This is a genomic window from Plantibacter sp. Leaf314 (assembly GCF_001423185.1).
In the GTDB taxonomy this organism is placed as follows: Bacteria; Actinomycetota; Actinomycetes; order Actinomycetales; family Microbacteriaceae; genus Plantibacter.
Genome location: NZ_LMOB01000001.1, coordinates 853,584 through 874,627, shown reverse-complemented (window position 1 = coordinate 874,627; position 21,044 = coordinate 853,584). Strand labels below are relative to the sequence as shown.

The window sequence follows — 21,044 nt, the reverse complement described above, 5'->3', positions numbered from 1 at the left end:
CATCGCCTGCAGCGACTCACGGACCGACTGGCGGGTCCTGGGCAGGGCCTGCGGGGTGGCCCGGCGCGCCAGGGCCGGACTCGATGGCCTGCTGCCCAGTTCGGCGGAACACCTGGTCGCGGAACCTGCCGAGGCGGGACGTGCCGGTGACCGCGCGCATCCGCGGTTCGAGGTCCAGCGGAACAACGAACGGCGCCGGTCCGAACGCCTGGCGCGCGGCACGGACCACCTGCCGTCCGAGGAGGTGGTTGCCTATACCGCCGACGGCCGCGCCCACACCGAACGGCAGGGCCTTGCCGATGACGCCGGCGCCGCCGCTCGCGGCGAAGTGCTTGACGAACCGCACCCGCAGCTGATCTGCGACCGGTCCCACGATCATCGAGGGCAGCCCCTGGGTGATCGTCTGACCCCAGAACGCCTGTCGGGGGATGCCCTTGCCGGTCGCCTGGGACCCGAAGTTGCGGAGGAGGTCGGTGCCGGCCTTCCCGAGCATCATCGTCATGACGAGCGCGCGGGACCTGACCGGATCGGCCAGGGCGATGCCGTGGACCTCCGTGACCGACTGCGCGAACAACGCCGTGGCCTCGAGGAAGCCGGCCGTTTCGACGCCGGAGAGCGCGAGGGTCGTCGCGGTCCCGATGGCGGGCACGACGGCGGTCGCACCGACGGCGGCGCCGGTCGTCGTCACCGTCGCGAGGTATCGACGCTCCAGAACGCGGATCAGCTGATCGGCCGTCGCGTTGGGGTACATACGTCGGATCGACCGGATGTGGGCCACGACCACCGGCCGCTGCACCCAGAGGACGCGGTCGAGGGCCCGCACCCACCCGGGCTCGGGGAGCATCGGCTGTTGCGTTGCGGGGTTCGGGTAGTGGGCGGGACCGGGAACCGGTCCCTGCTGCGGTCCGGTCATGTCGGCCTCCTCGTGGGCGGGGCGGCCAGTCTACGTCGTGGTCCTTCAGGACCGCCGACGGTTGCTGCGGCGGCTCAGCTGTTGTAGTCGGCGTTGTAGCGGTCGAGCACGTCGTCGATCGACGCGTCGAGGACGAGGGCACCTTTGTCGAGGTAGAGGCCGCGCGTGCAGAACCGGCGGAGGTCCTTCTCGTTGTGCGAGACGAAGAACAGCGTCCGCCCGCCCTCGAGGAGCTCCTCGATCCGGCGGTAGCACTTCTCACGGAAGGCCCGGTCGCCGACGGCCAGCACCTCGTCCACGAGGATGATCGGTTCCTCGAGCTGCGCGATGACCGCGAACGCGATGCGGACCTTCATGCCGCTGGAGAGGTGCTTGTACGGGGTGTCGACGAAATCGGCGATCTCGGCGAAGGCGATGATGTCGTCGAACCGTTCGTCGATCTCGCGACGCGACATGCCGTGGAGTCCCGAGGTCAGGTAGACGTTGTCGCGGACGGTGAGGTCGTTAACGAAGCCGCCCGTGATCTCGATCAGGGGCGCGACCCCCTCGCGGACGCCCACGGTTCCCTCGTCGGGCAGGACGACGCCGGCGACGAGCTTCAGGAGCGTCGACTTGCCCTGTCCGTTCCGGCCGACCACGCCGATCGCCTCCCCGGGCGCGACTTCGAACGAGACGTGCCGCAACGGCCAGAACTCGCCCGGGCGCGATCGGCGGTCCCGTCCCGCGAAGAGGTCCTTGAAGCTGCGCCGACCGCCGCGGTTCCGACGGAAGCGGATGCCGGCGTCGGTCACCGAGATGGCGGCGCGGGTCGTGGGGGAGCTGTCGGTCGACATCAGATCTCCTTCAGCACGGAGCGCTCGCACCGCTTGAAGATCAGCAGGCCGAGCGCCAGGATCACGGCGGACATCCCGGCCGAGACGCCCACGAGGTACCAGTCGAGTTCCTGCGGGAAGAACGCGGATCGGTACAGGGCGAAGATGCCGCTCAGGGGGTTGAGCGCGGCGAAGGGCTCGATGCGGTCCGGCAGGGCGGTCGTGCTGTAGATGATCGGGGTCGCGTAGAACATGAAGCGCAGCACGAGTTTGACCGCGCGTTCCAGGTCGCGGAAGAACACGACGAGGGGCGCGACGATCAGGCAGAGCCCGACGGTGAGGACGGCCTGGATGGCGATCGCGAGCGGGAAGAGCAGGATGTCGAGGTTCACCGACGCGCCGCTGAAGACGGCAAACGCCGCGAGGACGGGGAGTGCTGCGAGGAACTCGATGCCCTTCGACAGCACGATGCGATTGACCCAGATGGTGCGGGGGATCGTCGTCGACCGCACCAGCTTCGCCTCGCGCAGGAACGCACGGGTGCTGTCCGACACCGACCCGGTGAACCACATCCACGGCAACAGTGCCGCGAGGAGGAAGACGATGTACGGCTCCTCGCCGACATCGCGCCGGAACACCTGCGTGAAGACGAACCAGTAGATCCCGCTCATGACGAGCGGGTCGAGGATGGACCACACGTATCCGAGCGCACTCGTCGAGTAGCGCACGCGCAGATCCCGGACGGTCAAGATCCAGAGCGCGTGGCGGTATCTGGCCGAACGCGACATCCTTGGCCGCGTCTCAGCTGAAGAACTCACGGGACCAACCTTATCGAGGTCGCGCAGGAACGCCGTCCTCGACGCTCAGCGTCGGGACGGCGTTCGGGTGCGGAGCGGACGGGATGCTCAGACGAAGAGGTTCGCTCGCTCGAGGTCCTCGGCGAAGTCGACCTCTACCGCGTACAGGTCCGAGATGTCGACCGGTTCGACGAGCATGCCCTCGCGTTCGATGGCGAGCTCGATGCCGCGCTCGAAGTAGTCCTGGTCGCCGACCTTCGCGAGGTAGCGGTGCAGCATCGCCTTGTCCTGCGAGGAGATGTAGTTGATGCCGACGGCCTCGCCGAGCCCGCCCACGACCGTCTTGGAGAGTTCCTTGATGTACCCCTCGGCGCTGGTCGTGTACTTCACTTCCTCGTCGGACACCTTCGAGGTGTTGACGGTGACGAAGGAGCGGTCCTTGGCGATCATCGCCGCGGCGCGGTCGAGAACCGCCGGGTCGAAGACGACGTCGCCGTTCATCCAGAGGACGCCACCGGCCTGCGATGCGGCGAGTGCACGCATGAGGCTCTTCGAGGTGTTGGTCTGGTCGTACTGCTCGTTGTAGACGAAGGACGCGTCGGGGAAGGCCTCGATGATGTGCTCGAGCTTGTATCCGACGACGATCGTCACCTTCGCGCTCGCTCCGAACGCGTGGTGGATGTTGTCGAACTGCTGCTGCATGATGGTGCGGCCGTCGCTGAGCTCGGTCAGGGGCTTCGGGAGCGAGCGGCCGAGACGGCTGCCCATTCCGGCGGCAAGGATCACTACCTGGGTGGTCACGTTGTTCTCCTCAGTGTGGGTATGGAATCACGCGGTGCCACGAAGCTGTGGACAATTCACCGAGGATTTACCAAGACGTGCATTGAAAGACACTCCGTCATGCCAAAATACAGGCTAGCCGCGGTGAACTCCGTCTGTCATGGGTTCACAGGGTCCGTTGTCGTTTCGTGATCGACCACCCGGCGTTTACACAGCTTGGGGGAGATGTGTCAACTGTTCATCCTGTGACTCCGCTGTCCGCTGCGGGCGCTGCTGTTGGTAGGTTTGCTTGGTGACTTCCACGACTCCGCCAGATCCCGCCGAGCAGCCCGCGCCTGCCGACGGGCCGTCGACGAGTCCGCCGGCGGCGTCCGCTCCCGACGCACCAGGGGTGGCGCAGCCGAGTGCACCGGACGATCAGTCCGCGGCGGCACCGTCTGCCGCGAAACGCGCACCCCGGACGACGACGCCGCGCGCCTCCGGCACGGCGAAGGCCCCGGCGAAGCGCCCGAGTGCTGCACGCACCACCACCGGGGCGGACCCGACGGACGCCACGGGCGCGAAGAAGACGACGGCGACCCGCTCGACGGGTTCGCGGACCACGGCGGCGAAGACCGGCACGGCGCGGACCACCGCGGCCAAGACCGGGACGGCCCGGACCACCGCGGCGAAGCGCACGCCCGCCAAGGCTGCGCCCGAGACGGACCCGAGCATCGCGACGCCAGCGTCCCCGGACGACGGATCGACCCCCGCGGTTCCGGCATCGACGCCGAGGGCTCCCAGGACGACGACGCGCACGACCGGAGCTTCGTCGGGCACCAAGACGCCGGCAGCGAAGACCGGCACGAGCCGGACCACCGCCGCGAAGTCCACGACGACCCGGACGCCCGCGAAGCGGACGCCGGCCCGCTCCGGCACCGCTCGCACCACGACGCCGAAGCCGAACGAACAGACGGCGGCCGCGAGTGCCGGTGTCCTCGACGAGGTCCGAGCCCCGGTGGTCGGAGACACGTCCGCGCCAGCCGCCGAGCCCGGGTCCACCCCGGACGTCGACACCACGGTGACGCCGACCGAGTCCGACCGCGTCGACGGATCCACGGCCGCTTCGGAACCGACGACCGCGACGACGGTCGACCCGGTCACCGCTCCCGAGACCGCCGCGACGACCACGACGGAGGATCCCCGCCCGACCGTCGAGTCGGCGCGCACCGAGCCGGCTTCGGACGTGCAGGCCGCGCAGCCGTCGGTGGCAGCCCCGCCGGTCGCGCCGAAGCGTCCGGTCGCCCGTCCCACGACGACGAAGCCGCCGTCGACGCCCGCTGAGTCGCCGGCCGCTGGCAAGGGCGCCGACACCGCGGCGCCCGAGGCCAACCCCATCGTGCTGTCGATCTCCGGGCTCGTGAAGCAGTTCGGCGACACGGTCGCCGTCGACGGCGTCGACCTCGAGGTCCGACGCGGCTCCTTCTACGGCATCGTCGGTCCGAACGGCGCCGGGAAGACGACGACGCTGTCCATGGTCACCGGCCTGCTGCGCCCCGATGCCGGATCCATCCGGGTCCAGGGCGTCGACGTCTGGCAGGACCCCGCCGAGGCGAAGCGTGCGATCGGCGTCCTCCCGGACCGCCTGCGGCTCTTCGACCGCCTCACGGGCAACCAGCTGCTCTACTACTCCGGCGTCCTCCGCGGACTCGACCCTGCGACGGTGAAGTCGCGGACCACGGACCTGGCTCGGGCGTTCGGTCTCGACGACGCGCTCGGTCGTCTCGTGTCCGACTACTCCGCCGGCATGACGAAGAAGATCGCGCTCGCGGCGGCGCTCATCCACTCGCCCCGTCTCCTCATCCTCGACGAGCCGTTCGAGTCGGTCGACCCGGTGTCGGCCGCCAACGTCATCGAGATCCTGCAGCGCTACGTCGCCAACGGCGGAACCGTCGTGCTCTCGAGTCACGGCATGGACTTCATCCAGCGTGTGTGCGATCACGTGGCCATCATCGTCCAGGGCAAGGTGCTCGCCGCCGGGTCCGTGGACGAGGTGCGGGGGACGGGAACGCTCGAAGAGCGCTTCGTCGAACTCGCCGGGGGCCGCAAGTCGGCAGAGGGAATGGAATGGTTGCACAGCTTCTCCGACTGAAACTGCAGCTGACGCTGAACGCGTTCCGCCGCAGTCCCTGGCGACTGGTCGGACTCGTCCTGGCGATCGCGCTCGGTGTCTGGGTCGTGGTGCTCGCGAGCACCGGGCTCGTCGCGCTCCGCACGACCGATCCGGAAGTGACCCGGAACCTCCTCGTGCTCGTCGGCTCCGTCATCGTCCTGGGCTTCATCGTGCTGCCGCTCGTGTTCGGGGTGGACGACCAGCTCGACCCGAGGGCGTTCTCGCTCTACGGTCTCCCCAACCGGACCCTGTCGGCGGGCCTGATCGTCGCCGCACTCGTCTCCGTTCCGTCGATCGTCCTCGCCGTGCTCGCTGCATCCTCCGTCGTGACCTGGTCGAGGTCGCCGCTCCCGGCGGTCCTCGCCGTCATGTCGGCAGTGCTCGGCGTCCTGCTGTGCGCACTCCTGGCACGGATCGCGACGTCGATCTCCGCGAGCCTGCTGTCGACGCGGCGCGCCAAAGAGGTCATGGGTGTGCTCGGACTCGTGCTCATCATCGCCGTGAGCCCGGCCATCATCGCCCTGACCACGGTCGACTGGCAGCGCGACGGTTTCGCCGTGCTGGGCCGGGTGGCCGACATCCTGAGCTGGACGCCCCTGGGTGCCGTGTGGTCGTTCCCGGGCGACGCGGCCATCGGCGACGTCGTGCCCGCGGTGGTCAAACTGTTGCTGACCGCAGCGACGATCGCGCTCCTCTGGTTCGCCTGGCAGGCTTTCGTCGCACGGTTGCTCGTCGCACCGGAACGCATCGGAACCGGTCGCGAGAGCACCGGCCTGGGATGGTTCGACCTCCTGCCAGGGCGTCCGGCGGGCGTGATCGCCGCTCGCAGCATGACCTACTGGCTGCGCGATCCGCGATACCTCGTCTCGCTGGTGATCATTCCAATCGCCCCGTTCATCTTCTTCGTCCCGCTGCTGGTCGCAGGCATCCCGTTGAACGTCCTCGCACTCGTGCCGCTCCCGGTCGTGTGCTGGTTCCTCGGCTGGCTCCTGCACAACGACCTGGCCTTCGACTCGACCGCGGTCTGGTTGCATGTGGCCTCGGGGGTCCGCGGGCGAGCCGACCGCATCGGCCGTCTCTTCCCGGTACTGCTCATCGGCATTCCGCTCATCGCCGTCGGATCGACGCTCAGCATCCTGTTCTACGGCGACTGGGACGCGCTCCCGTCGATGATCGGGGTGAGCACGTGTCTGTTGCTGAGCGGCGCCGGTATCGCGAGTTTCGTGTCCGCTCGGTTCCCGTACCCGACCTCGCTGCCGGGTGACAGCCCGTTCCAGCAGCCGCAGGTCCCCGGCAGCAGCGGACTGTCCGCACAGTTCATGAGCCTGCTGGGCACCGTGGTCCTCACGATCCCGGCCGCCTGGCTGGCGGTCCTCGGCCTCACGGGCGAGCCCAACTGGAACTTCGGCGCGCTCGCGGTGGGCGTCGGCACCGGCCTGCTCGTCCTGGTCATCGGGATCTTCGCCGGCGGTCGGGTCTTCGACCGCCGCAGCCCCGAGATCGTCGGCTTCGCCAGCTCCCACTGATCCCAGGGCTCCGACCGCCCCCGACGGGACCACAGGAACCCCGGGCCCTCTGCGGCGGTACCATGGAGCCATGGCGCAGCATGACAGCACGAAGCAGCAGATGAGCACGATCGACCCCGGCGGGACACCGGACGGGGGGAGCACCGCGATCATGGATCGCGAGCTCGAGGAGCTCATCGAGAGCGAGAACATCGAACCCGGCGATCATGAGCGCTTCTCGCACTACGTGAAGAAGGAGAAGATCCTCGAGTCGGCGCTCAGCGGGAAGCCGGTGAAGGCGTTGTGCGGCAAGAAGTGGACGCCGGGACGCGACCCGGAGAAGTTCCCGATCTGCCCGTCGTGCAAGGAGATCTACGAGCGGCTCCTGCGCGACTGATCCGCTTGCGGGTCCGAACGTGGCCGGCGCGAGGGTGCGTCAGCCCTCGAGGTAGACGGTCGGAAGCACCGGGTCTCCGCGCGTCAGGCTGACGGCGCGCGGCGGCAGTTCCGCGACCGAACGCTCACGGTGCTCCCTCGCCTGCCGCGTTCCCGCGGCACCGAGGTACTGCTCGTCGACGAGACCGCCGACCACGAGCGGGACCATGAGCGGGCGTTCCGAACCGGCGTCGGCCGCCCCCTCGTGCTGACCGGCCGGCCCGTCGCCGAGGTAGATGCGCTCCTCCCGAGCGACGCCGTTGCGGTCGTAGGCGCGTGCCGCGGTCTTGCGGCCGCCGACGGTCGCCTTCTCAGCGGACTTCTTGGCGACGCTGATCCAGTCGCCCTGGTCGTCGCGGTGGGACACGAGCTTGTAGACCATCCCCATCGCCGGCGAGCCGGATCCGGTGACGACGGACGTCCCGACGCCGTAGGAGTCGACGGGCGAGGCGGCCAAGGCGGCGACGGCATGCTCGTCGAGGTCGTTCGTGACCGTGATGCGGGTCGTGGTGGCGCCGAGCTCGTCGAGCAGTCGCCGCACCTGGTCGACGACGATCGGCAGGTCGCCGGAGTCGATGCGGACCGCGCCGAGCTCGGGCCCTGCGAGGCGCACGCCGAGCCGCACCGCCGCTTCGATGTCATAGGTGTCGACGAGCAGCGTCGTCCCCGCGCCCATCGTGTCGATCTGTGCCCGGAACGCGTCCTCCTCGGAGTCGTGCAGGAGGGTGAAGGAGTGTGCGGCGGTACCCATCGTCGGGATACCCCAACTGCGGCCGGCTTCGAGGTTGGACGTGGCGCTGAAGCCCGCGATGTAGGCGGCCCTGGCGGCAGCGATCGCCGACCGCTCACCGGTCCGGCGCGAGCCCATCTCGGCGAGGGGGCGTGTACCGGCGGCCGAGGTCATGCGTGCGGCCGCGGTGGCGACCGCGCTGTCGTAGTTGAAGACGCTGAGCGCGAGGGTCTCGAGGATGACGGCCTCCGCGAAGGTACCCTCCACGACGAGGATCGGCGAACCGGGGAAGAACACCTCGCCTTCCCGGTACCCCCAGACCGAACCGGAGAAGCGGTAGTCGGCGAGCCAGTCGAGTGCCGCCGTGCTGACCACGCCTTCCTCGCGCAGCCACTCCAGTTCCGCCTCGCCGAACCGGAACCGCTTGAGCAGTTCGAGGAACCGGCCGGTACCGGCGACCACCCCGTAGCGTCGTCCGCCTGAGAGCCTGCGGGCGAACAGCTCGAAGAGGCACTCCCGATCGGCGGTGCCGCGGTGGAGGGCGGCGTCCAGCATCGTGAGTTCGTAACGGTCGGTGAGGAGAGCTGAGGACTCGTGCACCCGTTCAGCCTAGCCGCGCGGGTGCACGGATCGCGGTGATCGGGCGGTCCGGCATGACGAGGGGTCATGCGCGGTAGGCTGGACCATCGTGAACGACGCACCCATCGGCATCTTCGACTCAGGCGTCGGCGGACTCACGGTGGCGAGAGCGGTCAGCGACCAGCTCCCGGCCGAATCCGTGATCTACATCGGCGACACCGCCCATTCGCCCTACGGGCCGAAACCCATCGCCGACGTCCGACGGTATTCGCTCGAGGTGCTCGACACCCTCGTCGACCAGGGCGTCAAGATGCTCGTCATCGCGTGCAACACCGCGTCGGCGGCGATGCTGCGCGACGCCCGCGAACGGTACTCGGTCCCGGTGGTCGAGGTCATCCAGCCGGCGGTCCGAACCGCGGTGCGCAGCACCCGTAACGGCCGCATCGGGGTCATCGGAACCGAGGGCACCATCAACTCGCGCGCCTATCAGGACCTGTTCGAGGTCAACCCCGAGCTGACGGTGTTCGGGCAGGCCTGCCCGCGGTTCGTGGAGTTCGTCGAGGCGGGTGTCACGACCGGTCCGGACCTCCTGGAGGCCGCGGAGGAGTACCTCGCGCCGCTCCGGCATGCCGGGGTCGACACGGTCGTGCTGGGCTGCACCCATTACCCCTTCCTGAAGGGTGCGATCAGTTACGTGATGGGCCCGCAGGTGTCCCTCGTCTCGAGCGACACGGAGACCGCGAACGACGTGTATCGGGTCCTCGTCACCCGCGACCTGCTCCGCGACAGCGGCGAACCGCCCGTCCACCGGTACGAGGCGACGGGGAGCAGCGCCGACGACTTCATCGCCCTCGCCAACCGCCTGATGGGCCGGGAGATCTCGACGGTCTCGCTCGTCCAGACCGGCGTCATCGACCTTCCATCCCACCAGTTCGAGGAGCACATCCATGAGTGACATCCAGCGCGCCGACGGCCGCACCAACGACCAGCTGCGTCCCATCACCATCGAGCGGGGCTGGAGCGAGCAGGCCGAGGGTTCGGCGCTCATCAGTTTCGGGCGGACCAAGGTGCTGTGCACCGCGTCGTTCACGAACGGGGTGCCCCGGTGGCTGAACGGCAAGGGTCGGGGCTGGGTCACCGCCGAGTACTCCATGCTGCCGCGATCCACCAACGAGCGGATGGACCGTGAGGCGGTCAAGGGACGCATCGGAGGCCGGACCCATGAGATCTCCCGGCTCATCGGCCGCAGCCTCCGTGCCGTGATCGACACGAAGGCGCTCGGCGAGAACACGATCGTGATCGACTGTGACGTCCTGCAGGCCGACGGTGGCACGCGGACCGCCGCGATCACGGGCGCTTACGTGGCCCTCGCCGACGCCATCGAATGGGCGCGCGGGAAGAAGTTCATCTCGCAGAAGGCCACACCACTCACGGACAGCGTCTCCGCCGTCTCGGTCGGGATCATCGACGGTGTCCCGATGCTCGACCTCGCCTATGTCGAGGACGTGCGCGCCGAGACCGACATGAACGTCGTGGTGACCGGAGGGGGCTCGTTCGTCGAGGTGCAAGGGACGGCCGAGGGGGCACCGTTCGACCGCCGGGAGCTCGACTCGTTGCTCGATCTGGCCGTCGGTGGTGCGGCGTCGCTCAAGGCGATCCAGTTCGAGGCCCTCGGACGCTGATGTCCGTCGAGATCGTCCTCGCGACGCACAACCAGCACAAGGTCGAGGAGTTCCAGCGGCTGGTGAGCCGCGATGTGCCGGGCATCACGGTCCTCGGCTACGACGGCCCTGAGCCCGTCGAGGACGGCACGTCGTTCAGCGAGAACGCGTTGATCAAGGCCCGCGTGGCCGCCGCCCACACCGGCTCGATCGCCCTCGCGGACGACTCGGGGATCGGTGTCGACATCCTGGGTGGCGCGCCCGGCATCTTCTCGGCGCGTTGGGCGGGCTCGCACCACGACTCGTCGGCGAACCTCGCGCTCCTGCTCGATCAACTGCGCGACGTGCGTGCGGAGCACCGTTCGGCATGGTTCGCCTGCCACCTCGCGCTCGTCGTGCCCGCGGGGATCCCGGGGACGGACCCCTTCGAGCATGTGGCGGTCGGAACCTGGCGCGGGGCGCTCGCCACGGAGCCGATCGGCACGAACGGCTTCGGCTATGATCCGGCCTTCATCCCCAGCGGCGACCACCGTACCGCGGCCCAACTGACACCGGTGGAGAAGAACGAGTCGAGTCACCGGGCGATCGCCTTCCGCGAACTGGTCCCGGTGTTGCGGGGGCTCCTGCCCGCGCCGGCGGCCGCCAACTGAGCATGATACTCAGGACCATTCCTATCTCGGCATGAACCCTTCCCGGGGCCCCGGGAAGCTCGTACGGTTGTCACATCATGGGTCACGATCACACGCACGCCGGCAGCGCCACCAACCGTTCGCGACTAGTGGCGGCGATCGCCATCATCGCGACCATCCTGGTCGTCGAGCTGGTCGGCGCGTGGGCGAGCGGTTCGCTGTCGTTGCTCGCGGACGCCGGGCACATGTTGTCGGATCTGACCGGGCTCGTCATCGCGCTCGTGGCGACGATCGTCGCTGCCCGACCGGCCACCGACCGCCAGACGTTCGGGTATCAGCGGGCCGAGGTGTTCGGGGCCCTGATCAACGCGTTGATCCTGATCGCCGTGGCCGTGTCGGTGCTCCTCGAAGGGATCGCCCGGCTCGTCGAGCCCTCGTCGGGCGAGGTCCAGAGCCTGCCGATGCTGGTCGTCGCGGTCATCGGCCTCGTCGCGAACCTCGGGGCGCTCTGGATCCTCAGGGGAGGCCGTGACTCCTCGATCAACATGCGCGGCGCGTACCTCGAGGTCCTCGGCGACCTCCTGGGGTCGATCGCCGTCATCATCGCCGCGGTCGTCATCCTGCTGACGGGGTTCGCCCAGGCGGACGCCATCGCGTCGCTCGCGATCGCCGCGATGATCGTGCCGCGCGCCTGGGCGTTGCTCCGCGACGTGGTCCACGTCCTCAGCGAGTCCGCGCCCTCCGACACCGACGTGCAGGAGATCAGGGACCACCTGATCGGGACGGACGGGGTCGTCGCCGTGCACGACGTCCACGTCTGGCAGATCACCTCCGGGCAGCCGGTGTTCTCCGCACACGTCGTCGTCGAGCAGCGGGTGTTCGCGCTCGGCGGGACGGGGGAGCTGCTCGACCGTCTGGGCTCGTGTCTTCACGACCACTTCGACGTGGAGCATTCCACGTTCCAGCTGGAGCCTGAGGAGCACGCCTCACACGAGGAGTCCCACCACCGCTGACCCGGCGCGGTGGCCGCGGTAGCGGGCCGACGGTGCCGCCGGTGATCAGGCCGGGTCGTTGCCGCGGTCGCGGTTGAAGACGTCCTGGTCGGCCAGCTTGGAGGCCGCCGCGCGACGCTCCTCTTCGGAGATGGTGCCCTGGAGCGCCTTCGCCTTCCGGCTCGACTGGATGTAGTGCCACGTGGTCGGGATGAGGGTGAGGACGACCGCGCCGATGAGGATGACGTCGATGTAGTTCTGCACGAAGGTGGCGACCGGGGGGATGTAGCCGAGCAGGTAGCCGAAGAAGGTCAGGCCCGCGCCCCAGATCAACGCGCCGACGAGGTTGTAGAGCGAGTACTTCTTGTAGTTCATGTGCCCGATGCCCGCGGCGACCGGTGCGAAGGTCCGGACGATCGGGACGAAGCGGGCCAGGATGACCGCGAGGGCGCCGAAGCGCTCGAAGAAGGCGTTCGTTCGCTCGACGTTCTTGATGCTGAAGAGACCGGACTCCTTCCGCTCGAAGACTTTGGGCCCGAGTTTGTGCCCGATCAGATACCCGACCTCACCGCCCAGGAATGCCGCGAATCCGATGGCGAGGCAGACCCACCAGATGTCGATCTCGATGACGCGCGCGGATCCGAACGCGAGGAGGCCGGTGATGACGAGGAGGGTGTCGCCGGGCAGGAGGAACCCGACGAGGAGGCCGGTCTCGGCGAAGACGATCGCGCACACGACGACCAGGGCCCACGGACCGACGGCCGTGATGATGCCCTCCGGGTCGAGCCAGGGGATGAGGGCGGTGTGGACCATGCGGAGCTCCTGCTGTCGGGGGAGGGATGGAACGGCGTACGACGGTGTCGCGTGCGGGAGAAGGGACTTGAACCCTCACGCTCGAAAGCACAGGAACCTAAATCCTGCGTGTCTGCCAATTCCACCACTCCCGCGGCTCGGCTCAGTCTACGGGAGCGAGGTCGGGAACGTCCTGTGCTTCGTGGCGCCGCGGCGGCCGCTCCGACGCCCAGCAGAGCCGGTGCCGCGCCGTGTATGCTCGGCTCCATGCGAACGACGTGTGCAACGAGCTGGTGGCCCGCCTCCTAGGCGGACCGCGCACGTGCACACACGACGACTCGACCGCCTGACAGGGCGGTCGTTCTCGTTCGGAGGCCCTGTCGGATCGGTCCCAGCCTGAGGACACCACCATGACCACCCTGCTCAACCGCGTGCTGAACGCCGGCCCCGACTTCCCGTTCGCGGTGATCCGCCGCCACGGCAGCGACACCGTCGACCTCTACACCGGCGACGTCGTCGACGTCGACTCGCTCGCCGACATCCCGCTCGGAGCGGCCGGCGACGCACGCCGACCGGAGGTCCTCACCCTCGTGCCGTACCGACAGGTGCGTGAGCGCGGCTTCGCAGCGATGGACGACGGCGCGCCGCTGCGATGCCTCGTTGTCGAGGAACGGGAGTCGGTCGCCCTCGGCGAGTTGCTCGACCGGCTGCCGATCGACGTGGTCCCGCTGCTCGACGGCGGGTTCGACGTCTCCGACGAGGACTACGCGGCGATCGTCCGCCGCGTGATCGAGGATGAGATCGGCCGCGGTGAAGGCGCGAACTTCGTCATCCGCCGCGAGTTCACCGCGACGACCGAGGTGCCCGCCGAGCGCGCGGTCCTCGCCTGGTTGCGGGCGCTCCTCTCGGGGGAGACCGGAGCCTACTGGACGTTCGCCGTGCACACGCCGGGGGTCTCGATGGCCGGCGCGACGCCTGAGCGGCACGTCGCCGTCTCCCGCGACGCGTCGACGGGCGAGCGGACCGTGACGATGAACCCCATCAGCGGGACGTTCCGCCACCCGCGCTCCGGCGCGACCGGCGACGAGTTCCGCGCGTTCCTGGGTGACGTCAAGGAGACCGAGGAACTCTTCATGGTCGTCGACGAGGAGATGAAGATGATGAGCCGGGTCTGTGCATCCGGCGGACGCATCCTCGGGCCCTACGTCAAGCAGATGTCGCGCCTCACGCACACCGAGTACCTGCTGGCCGGAACGAGCGACCTCGACGTCCGGGAGGTGCTGCGGCTGACGATGTTCGCGCCGACGGTCACGGGGTCGCCCATGCAGAACGCCTGCGCCGTCATCGCCCGACACGAGCGCAACCCGCGCGGTTATTATTCGGGCGTCCTCGCGCTGTTCACCCCGATGGACGACGGCGACTACGAACTCGACGCCCCGATCCTCATCCGCACGGCCTACCTCGACGACGCAGGGCTCGTCCGGGTCCCCGCCGGGGCGACGCTGGTCCGGCATTCGGATCCCGTCTCCGAGGTGGCCGAGACGGCTGCGAAGGCGGCCGGTGTGCTCACGGCGCTCGGCGTCATGGCTCCGCCCGAGCTCGGCCCGACGGTCGACCTCGCCGCCGAGCCGGGGGTCGAGGAGGCGCTTCGGGCCCGCAACGAGCGGCTCGCACCCTTCTGGTTGCAGCCCCAGCACGCGGCGCCAACCGGTCCGTTGTCCGGCCGTTCCGCGATCATCGTCGACGCCGAGGACGAGTTCACCGCGATGCTCGCCCACCAACTTCGCCACTTCGGCATGACCGTCGACGTCGAGCACTGGTCGACGGTGAACGACTCGCGCTTGGACGCCGACCTGCTCGTCGCCGGACCCGGACCAGGCGACCCGCTCGACCTCGCCGAGCCCCGGGTCCGCCGCCTCCACGAGATCGTGTCAGCACGCCTCGCGGCCGGTGCCCCCCTCCTCGCGGTGTGCCTGAGCCACCAGGTGCTGGCGATCCAGCTCGGTCTGCCGATCGCCCGACTCGACGCTCCTCGCCAGGGGCTGCAACTCGACCTCGACCTCTTCGGCGAGCAGTCGTTGATCGGGTTCTACAACACCTTCACGGCCCGCTCCTCGGGAGATGCGCCGGTGGGCGGGGTCGAGATCGCCGCGGACCCCGTCTCCGGCGACGTCTTCGCCATGCGCGGTCGCGGGTTCGCCTCGGTGCAGGGACACCTGGAATCGGTGCTGTCCAGGGACGGGCTCCGCACCCTCGGTTCGCTCGCAGGGCACGCGCTCGCCGGCGTGGCGTCAGGGGTGTCGGCTGCGCCGGTCGACGCCTGACCGCGTCCCGACGCCGCGCTCCGCGACCGCCTGGGGATGACTCCTCGAGGCGGTGTCAGGCGTCGGCCTGGTCGAGCATCGTGAACGGGGTGACGCCCGCGAGCTGCGGCCCGAGGCCGATGTCGATCAGCCGCACGTCTCCCGCGTAGGCGGAGCCGGGTGGGATGAGGAGTCCGGCCTTCACCGCGCCGAAGGTGACCGTGACCTCGGCCGGGAGGACGGCGCCCTCGGGCACGCTTCCCTCGTCGGGGTCGATGCCGCTCGGGACGTCCACGGCCACCACCGTGGGCCCGCCGGCGCTCTGTACGATCGGAAGGACGGCCTCGACGATCGCCTTGGGTGCGCCGCGGAGGCTCGGGTTCCGGCTCGCGCCGATGCCGAAGACCGCGTCCACCACGAGCGCCGCACCCTTCGCCTCGTCCGCGGCGTCGTCCGGTTCGGCGGGGGAGTTGACGAGGAAGCGCACGCCCGCCTCGACGGCGGCGGCGTAGCCGGCCTCGTGCGCGTGGTCGCCGGTGCGTGCGACGACGAGGTCGAGCGGGACCCCCTCGGGGCCCTCCGAGCCGGCCAGTTCGGCGGCGGCGAACAGGGCGTCCCCGCCGTTGTCGCCTGATCCCACGAGCAGGAGGATCCTCCAGGCGTCCGGCACGGTACCGTCGAGTTCCGCCGCGCGCTCCACCAGGACGGCCCGCAACTCCTCGGCGAGGCCGTGGGCGGCTCGAGCCATGAGTGGTTCACCTGCAGCCAGCAGTGGTGCCTCTGCGGCTCGGACCTGGTCTGCGGTGTAGCCGTTCATCATGGCGCCCACTCTTCCCGCTCGCGTGAGCGGCCGCAAGCGGTTGCGGTCGGCTCGTGCGCGACCAGGCGTCCGTTCAGGCGAGGTCGAGCCTGAGCCCAGGGTGGCCGGCGAAGACCTCGAGGATCAGCTCGAAGTACGTCGTCCCACGACCCGTGTCGAGGTCGTGCAGCTGCGCCGTGAGGCGGTCGGTGTCGAACGGAGCGCCTCGGTCGACCTTCTCCTGCAGCCAGGCACGGGTGGCCGCGACGCCGAGCGCGGCGCGACTGCGTTCGTGCCCGGTCCAGACGAAGCGGACCTCGTCGAGATCGCGGAGCGCACCGATCCCGCCGTACAGGACGTCGTCGAGGGCGTCGAGGCTCGGGCCGAGATCCCAGTCCTCATCCCGCATGAGCAGGGCGTTCATCACGTCGTAGAACGAGGCGATGTCGTGGATCTCGGACCCGTCGATGTGGAAGGTGGTCGGCACGATCCGAGCCTACCGAGCGGCCCCGGACACCCGGCGCGGTGGTGCTGTGGATAACTTCTGCGAGCTACGGCCGGTGTTCGTCAGGATGGCGGCATGGGGACAGCGGCTGAGATCATCACGGCGCGCGTGCGCGACCGGGTGCGCGAGGAGTTCGGTGAACCGAGCCGGCGCGGTGGAGCAGGGCGGATCGCCCGTGAAGAGGTGCGTCGGTACAACGAGCACGCGTTGAACGACGCCACACCGCTCATCGACGACGAGCACGGCATGACGAGTGAGGTGCTCGCAGCCGTGACCGGCTTCGGGGCGATCCAGCCCCTGCTCGACGATCCGAGCGTCGAGGAGATCTGGATCAATGAGCCGACCAAGGTCTTCGTGGCACGTTCCGGGGTGTCTGAACTCACCGACGTCATGCTCGGCGAGGGCGACGTCCGCGACCTCGTGGAACGGATGCTCCGAGCGACCGGACGTCGGGTCGATCTGGCCAACCCGTTCGTCGACGCGTCGCTCCCCGACGGATCCCGGTTGCACGTCGTCATCCCGGACGTCACCCGGCGCCACATGTCGATCAACATCCGCAAGTTCTCCGCGCGGATCCGCGACCTCGGTCAGCTCGTCGCCGCCGGGTCGATCAGTTACCAGGCCGCGGAGTTCCTGCGGGCCAGCATGACCGCCGGTGCCAACCTCCTGGTGTCCGGGGCGACGCAGGCGGGGAAGACCACCATGCTCGGCGCGCTCATCGCGGCACTCGATCCCGCCCTCCGCATCGTCACCGTGGAGGAGACGTTCGAGCTCGCGCCGGGCAACCGCGACGTCGTCGCGATGCAGTGTCGACAAGCCAGTCTCGAGGGGACGGGGGAGATCACCCTCCGCCGTCTCATCAAGGAGGCCCTGCGGATGCGGCCTGACCGCATCGTCGTCGGGGAGGTCCGCGAGGCTGAGAGCCTCGACCTCCTCATCGCCCTGAACAGCGGGCTGCCCGGGCTCTGCAGCATCCACGCGAACTCCGCTCGCGACGCGATCGGCAAGCTCTGCACCCTGCCGCTGCTCGCCGGGCGCAACATCGACTCCGGGTTCGTCCGACCAGCCGTGGCGTCCTGCGTCGACCTGGTCGTGCACTGTGAGCTCGACCGCACCGGTCGTCGGAGGGTGGCCGAGATCATCGCGGTGGGCGGGAGCGGGGAATCCCACACGATCGAGGCCTCCACGCTGTTCGAACACCGCGACGGCGAGTTGCGCGCGACCGGGCGGTTCCCACTCCGCGACGACAAGTACCGGGCGGCAGGCATCTCGCTCGCCTCGATCCTCACTGCTGGCGAGCGATGAGTCTCGTCGTCGGCGCGCTGCTCGCGGCCGGGCTGCTCCTCACCCTGGCGCCCTGGTGGTGGCCCGAACCCGAGCCGCTGCGGGCGAGGCTCGAGCGGTGGCGTCCCGTCGCTGCCCTTCGGGAGCTCCTCATCCTGGCCGGCCTCCCCGGCCGGTATTGGGCCGCCACCCTCGTGGTCGCCGTGCTCGCCGGTCTGGTGTCGGGTGCCGTCGTGCAGGGTCTCTGTCGGGTCATGCCGCTCAGCGCGGTCGTCGCCGTCGCGGGACTCGTCGCACCGGTGATCGTGCTGCGCGCCCGCGCCGCCGCCCGTCGACGCCTGCAACGCGGGCTCTGGCCCGACGTCGTCGACCACCTGCTGTCCGCCATCCGGTCGGGACTCTCGCTCCCGGACGCCGTCGCCGCGCTCGACACCGTCGGACCAGCTCCGCTCCGCCCAGCCTTCGCAGCGTTCAGCGCCGACTACCGGGCCGCAGGGCGATTCACGGACGGCCTCGACGACCTCAAGACCGCACTCGCGGACCCCGTCGCCGACCGCATCCTCGAGACGGTCAGGATGGCGCGCGACGTCGGCGGCACGGAGCTCCCAGCGGTGCTGCGAGCGCTGTCCGCCGGTCTGCGCGAGGAGTCGGCGATCCGTGCCGAGGCCGAGGCGCGCCAATCCTGGGTCGTCAACGCGGCCCGGCTCGGTGTCGCCGCGCCGTGGGCGATCCTCCTGCTGCTCTCCTCCCGGCCGGAGACCTCGGCGGCCTACAACTCGCGCGAGGGCGCGGTCCTGATCGTCGCGGGCGTCGTCGTCTCGGCGCTCGCCTACCAGGCCATGCTCCGCGTGGGTCGCCTGCAACCCGAACGACGGTGGTTCCGATGAGCGCCGACGGCGCCTGGGCGCTGTGTCTCGGAGCGACCCTGGGCATCGGCCTGTGGGCGCTCGCCATGCTCCTCCCCGCGCTCGGCAGGCCCCGGCTGGCGGACCGCATCGCGCCCTATCTGGTCGACCTCTCCAGCGATGCCCGGCAGCGGGCGGCACGACGTTCGACGGACCCGTTGCCGGTGATCGGAACGCTGCTGGTCCCGATCCTCCGCGGTCTGCGCTGGCTGCTCGGCCTTGTCGGAGCGGACCAGGAACTCGTCGTCCGCAGACTCGGGCAGGCCGGAGGTCCCACGCTGGAGCGCTACCGACTGATGCAACTGCTGTGGGGGCTCGGGGGCTTCGCCATCGGAGCGGCGCTCGCCGTGCTCGCGTTCAGCGGCGGTCGACTCCCGCTCCCGTTCGCTGCGGCGCTGCCCGCGCTGGGCGCGGTCGCGGGCATCGTCCTGCGCGACCAACTGCTCAACCTCACCGCCCGCCGCCGGCTGGCGCGCATCGAGGAGGAACTCCCGACGGTCCTCGAGTTCCTCAGCCTGAGCCTCGCCGCCGGCGAGGCGATCACCGACGCGATGGACCGCGTCGCACGGATCGGTTCCAGCGGTGAACTGGGGAACGAGTTCCGGCAGGTCATGGCAGAGGTCTCGACGGGGATCCCGTTCGCGCAGTCGTTCCGTCAGTTCGAGGCCAGACTCGCGATGCCGACGCTCTCCCGGTGCGTGGACCAGATCCTCGGGGCGCTCGAACGTGGCACCCCCGTCGCCGCGGTGCTCCTCGACCACGCGCACGACGGACGCGACACCGCCAAACGCCGCCTGCTGGAGTCCGCCGGGAAGAAGGAGGTCGCGATGCTCGTGCCCCTCGTCTTCCTGATCCTGCCCTTGTCCATCATCATCGCCGTCTTCCCCGGAGTCTTCGTGCTCCGCACCGGCTTCTAACGAAAGGTCCCACATGTCCTCCCCCCTCCTCCCGCAACGCCTCCGCGACCGAGGCCGGGCCCTCCTCGACGAGGACCGCGGCGATGTGCCCGGTTGGGTGCTCATCACCCTCATGACGGCGGGGCTCGTCCTCCTGATCTGGGGTGTCGCCGGCCCGGCGCTCACGCAGGTGTTCGAGCAGGCCATCGAGCGTGTCTCCGGTATCTGAGGCCGGCGGAGGACGCCTGCGTCGCCGGTGCGCTCGGGAGGAGGACGGTTCAGCCGTCGCCGAGTTCGTGTTCGTCGGTGCGATGCTGACGATCCTGATGATGTCCGTGGTGCAGCTCGCCCTCGCGTTGCACGTGCGGAACACCCTCATCGACGCTGCCGCCGAGGGAGCCCGTCTCGGAGCCCTCGCCGACACCGAACTGCTCGACGGTGCCGACCGGACACGGCATCTCGTCGCCGTGGCAGTGGGGGAGGCCTACACGGGCGACATCCGGGCGTCGCTTGCCGATCGTGGTGGCGCCGGCGTCGTCACCGTGACCGTCCGTGCTCCGCTGCCCGTCATCGGACTCCTCGGTCTCCCGGGCGCGTTGGAGGTGGAGGGCCGTGCGGTGCTGGAGACGCTCGAGTGACCGGACCGGCGGATCGGCGGGCGCGCGGGACGACGACGGTTCGGCTTCGTTGGAGTTCATCACCGTCGGCCTGGTCCTGCTCGTCCCGTTGGTCTACCTCATCGTGGCGCTCTCGGAGATCCAGGCGGCGGTGCTGGCGGCAGACGGTGCCGCCGTGCAGGCGGCGAAAGCGTACGCACGGGCACCGGACGACGCCACGGGTCGGACTCGTGTGGACGATGCACTCGCACTCGCGCTGGCCGACTTCGGGCTCGACCGATCGGCGGCTTCGGCGCAGCTCGGCTGCCTGCCAGCCGGCCTGCCGTGCGGCCAACGGGCTGGATCCGTCAGCGTGAGGATCGACATCCTGGTGGCCCTGCCGCTCATGCCCGACATCGTCGGGTCGTGGGCGGCGGTGCCGGTGTCCGGATCCGCGACGGCGCCGATCTCACGATTCGACGACCGCGACGGTGAGGCAGGATGACGGGCACGCGATCGGGTCCGGCCGGCCGCGACCTCCGCACCGACGAAGGATCCACCATCCTCCTGACGATCGGCTTCGCCGCGGTGACGCTCGCGGTCGTGCTCGTCGGGATCGCCGCGACCTCCCTGTACGTCGAGCACAAGCGCCTCCTCGGGCTCGCCGATCGACTGGCCGCCACGGCTGCCGAGTCGTTCTCGATCGACGACGTCGTCATGCTGCCCGACGGCTCGTTCCGGCCGGTCCTCGACGACGCCGCCGTGGCGTCGAGTGCCCGCGCGACACTGGCCGCCGAGGGCCCAGGTGCGCTCACCGGCGTCGAGATCCTCGAGGCCGTCACTCCGGACGGGCGGGGCGCTGAGGTCTCGTTGGCATCCGAGTGGCGTCCGCCGATGCTGACGCTGTTCGTGCCGGCGGGTGTGCGGATCGAGGCGACGGCGAGCGCCCGCAGCGTGTTCTGGTGACCACGCCGAACGG

The 21,044-nt window shown here is 69.7% G+C and carries 24 protein-coding genes and 1 tRNA gene; 15 read left to right on the top strand and 10 right to left on the bottom strand.

What is annotated here, in order from left to right; translation table 11 throughout:
* Positions 1 to 16: 16 nt before the first annotated feature.
* The 5 genes from ASF68_RS04120 to ASF68_RS04100 form a co-directional block, all read right to left on the bottom strand.
* On the bottom strand, positions 17 to 913 hold the full coding sequence (locus ASF68_RS04120; protein WP_056007182.1) for a hypothetical protein: 897 nt from the start codon (positions 911 to 913) through the stop codon (positions 17 to 19).
* Positions 914 to 987: 74 nt separating this feature from the next.
* On the bottom strand, positions 988 to 1,746 hold the full coding sequence (locus ASF68_RS04115) for an ABC transporter ATP-binding protein (protein ID WP_056007179.1): 759 nt from the start codon (positions 1,744 to 1,746) through the stop codon (positions 988 to 990).
* Positions 1,746 to 2,513: an ABC transporter permease gene (locus tag ASF68_RS04110; protein WP_056007176.1), complete on the bottom strand. Its 768-nt coding sequence runs from the start codon at positions 2,511 to 2,513 to the stop codon at positions 1,746 to 1,748. Before ASF68_RS04110 ends, ASF68_RS04115 begins: the two co-directional genes overlap by 1 nt.
* A gap of 117 nt (positions 2,514 to 2,630) precedes the next feature.
* A complete protein-coding gene (locus ASF68_RS04105) occupies positions 2,631 to 3,323 on the bottom strand; it encodes an NTP transferase domain-containing protein (RefSeq protein WP_056007174.1) in 693 nt (230 codons plus the stop codon).
* A gap of 396 nt (positions 3,324 to 3,719) precedes the next feature.
* Positions 3,720 to 4,313, bottom strand: coding sequence for a hypothetical protein (locus tag ASF68_RS04100; RefSeq protein WP_157580197.1), 594 nt, complete (start codon positions 4,311 to 4,313; stop codon positions 3,720 to 3,722).
* Here ASF68_RS04100 and ASF68_RS04095 point away from each other — a divergent pair.
* From ASF68_RS04095 to ASF68_RS04085, 3 genes are all read left to right on the top strand, one after another.
* Entirely contained in the window at positions 4,300 to 5,433 is a 1,134-nt protein-coding gene (locus ASF68_RS04095) for an ABC transporter ATP-binding protein (RefSeq protein ID WP_235526750.1), read from the top strand. The two genes, ASF68_RS04100 and ASF68_RS04095, sit on opposite strands and share 14 nt — an antisense overlap.
* Positions 5,409 to 6,980, top strand: a complete 1,572-nt coding sequence (locus ASF68_RS04090; RefSeq protein WP_056007168.1) for a hypothetical protein — start codon at positions 5,409 to 5,411, stop codon at positions 6,978 to 6,980. Before ASF68_RS04095 ends, ASF68_RS04090 begins: the two co-directional genes overlap by 25 nt.
* 100 nt (positions 6,981 to 7,080) lie before the next feature.
* A complete protein-coding gene (locus ASF68_RS04085) occupies positions 7,081 to 7,356 on the top strand; it encodes a DUF3039 domain-containing protein (RefSeq protein ID WP_056011344.1) in 276 nt (91 codons plus the stop codon).
* A 39-nt stretch (positions 7,357 to 7,395) separates the two neighbouring features.
* On the opposite strand, the gene ASF68_RS04080 is transcribed toward ASF68_RS04085, so the two are convergent.
* Positions 7,396 to 8,724, bottom strand: a complete 1,329-nt coding sequence (locus tag ASF68_RS04080) for a nicotinate phosphoribosyltransferase (protein ID WP_082498475.1) — start codon at positions 8,722 to 8,724, stop codon at positions 7,396 to 7,398.
* An 88-nt stretch (positions 8,725 to 8,812) separates the two neighbouring features.
* Here ASF68_RS04080 and murI point away from each other — a divergent pair, with 88 nt between their 5' ends.
* The 4 genes from murI (at position 8,813) to ASF68_RS04060 (ending at position 12,006) form a co-directional block, all read left to right on the top strand.
* Complete coding sequence (gene murI, locus ASF68_RS04075) at positions 8,813 to 9,658, top strand: glutamate racemase (protein WP_056007165.1); 846 nt, start codon at positions 8,813 to 8,815, stop codon at positions 9,656 to 9,658.
* A complete protein-coding gene (gene rph / locus ASF68_RS04070; protein ID WP_056007162.1) occupies positions 9,651 to 10,385 on the top strand; it encodes a ribonuclease PH in 735 nt (244 codons plus the stop codon). Before murI ends, rph begins: the two co-directional genes overlap by 8 nt.
* Positions 10,385 to 11,014 carry a non-canonical purine NTP pyrophosphatase gene (locus tag ASF68_RS04065; RefSeq protein ID WP_056007159.1) on the top strand — a complete coding sequence of 210 codons (630 nt, stop codon included), beginning with the start codon at positions 10,385 to 10,387 and terminating at the stop codon, positions 11,012 to 11,014. Before rph ends, ASF68_RS04065 begins: the two co-directional genes overlap by 1 nt.
* Positions 11,015 to 11,091: 77 nt before the next feature.
* On the top strand, positions 11,092 to 12,006 hold the full coding sequence (locus ASF68_RS04060; RefSeq protein WP_056007156.1) for a cation diffusion facilitator family transporter: 915 nt from the start codon (positions 11,092 to 11,094) through the stop codon (positions 12,004 to 12,006).
* Positions 12,007 to 12,051: 45 nt separating this feature from the next.
* Here ASF68_RS04060 and ASF68_RS04055 read toward each other — a convergent pair whose 3' ends face one another.
* Together ASF68_RS04055 and ASF68_RS04050 are read right to left on the bottom strand one after the other, a co-directional pair.
* Entirely contained in the window at positions 12,052 to 12,798 is a 747-nt protein-coding gene (locus tag ASF68_RS04055; protein ID WP_056007153.1) for a DedA family protein, read from the bottom strand.
* A gap of 52 nt (positions 12,799 to 12,850) precedes the next feature.
* Positions 12,851 to 12,932: transfer RNA gene (locus ASF68_RS04050), tRNA-Leu, on the bottom strand.
* 255 nt (positions 12,933 to 13,187) lie between these two features.
* On the opposite strand from ASF68_RS04050, the gene ASF68_RS04045 reads away from it, so the two are divergent.
* Positions 13,188 to 15,101 carry an anthranilate synthase family protein gene (locus tag ASF68_RS04045; RefSeq protein ID WP_056007150.1) on the top strand — a complete coding sequence of 638 codons (1,914 nt, stop codon included), beginning with the start codon at positions 13,188 to 13,190 and terminating at the stop codon, positions 15,099 to 15,101.
* Between the two features lie 55 nt (positions 15,102 to 15,156).
* On the opposite strand, the gene ASF68_RS04040 is transcribed toward ASF68_RS04045, so the two are convergent.
* Positions 15,157 to 15,900 carry an NAD(P)H-hydrate epimerase gene (locus tag ASF68_RS04040; RefSeq protein ID WP_056007148.1) on the bottom strand — a complete coding sequence of 248 codons (744 nt, stop codon included), beginning with the start codon at positions 15,898 to 15,900 and terminating at the stop codon, positions 15,157 to 15,159.
* 73 nt (positions 15,901 to 15,973) lie between these two features.
* Positions 15,974 to 16,366 (bottom strand): barstar family protein, encoded by a 393-nt coding sequence (locus tag ASF68_RS04035; protein ID WP_157579810.1) that lies wholly within the window; start codon positions 16,364 to 16,366, stop codon positions 15,974 to 15,976.
* A 93-nt stretch (positions 16,367 to 16,459) separates the two neighbouring features.
* On the opposite strand from ASF68_RS04035, the gene ASF68_RS04030 reads away from it, so the two are divergent.
* From ASF68_RS04030 to ASF68_RS04000, 7 genes are read left to right on the top strand one after another with little or no spacing between them, the layout of a single operon-like run.
* Positions 16,460 to 17,689, top strand: coding sequence for a CpaF family protein (locus tag ASF68_RS04030; RefSeq protein ID WP_056007145.1), 1,230 nt, complete (start codon positions 16,460 to 16,462; stop codon positions 17,687 to 17,689).
* Positions 17,686 to 18,555, top strand: coding sequence for a type II secretion system F family protein (locus ASF68_RS04025; protein ID WP_056007141.1), 870 nt, complete (start codon positions 17,686 to 17,688; stop codon positions 18,553 to 18,555). Before ASF68_RS04030 ends, ASF68_RS04025 begins: the two co-directional genes overlap by 4 nt.
* A complete protein-coding gene (locus ASF68_RS04020) occupies positions 18,552 to 19,490 on the top strand; it encodes a type II secretion system F family protein (protein WP_056007137.1) in 939 nt (312 codons plus the stop codon). The genes ASF68_RS04025 and ASF68_RS04020 overlap by 4 nt, the downstream gene beginning before the upstream one ends.
* Positions 19,491 to 19,503: 13 nt before the next feature.
* On the top strand, positions 19,504 to 19,698 hold the full coding sequence (locus ASF68_RS04015) for a hypothetical protein (protein ID WP_056007134.1): 195 nt from the start codon (positions 19,504 to 19,506) through the stop codon (positions 19,696 to 19,698).
* The gene (locus ASF68_RS04010; protein WP_235526749.1) at positions 19,682 to 20,107 is read left to right on the top strand and encodes a TadE/TadG family type IV pilus assembly protein; all 426 of its coding nucleotides are present in this window, start codon (positions 19,682 to 19,684) and stop codon (positions 20,105 to 20,107) included. The genes ASF68_RS04015 and ASF68_RS04010 overlap by 17 nt, the downstream gene beginning before the upstream one ends.
* A 49-nt stretch (positions 20,108 to 20,156) precedes the next feature.
* Entirely contained in the window at positions 20,157 to 20,570 is a 414-nt protein-coding gene (locus ASF68_RS04005) for a TadE family protein (RefSeq protein WP_157580195.1), read from the top strand.
* Entirely contained in the window at positions 20,567 to 21,031 is a 465-nt protein-coding gene (locus ASF68_RS04000; protein ID WP_056007129.1) for a hypothetical protein, read from the top strand. Before ASF68_RS04005 ends, ASF68_RS04000 begins: the two co-directional genes overlap by 4 nt.
* The last annotated feature ends 13 nt before the right edge of the window (positions 21,032 to 21,044 follow it).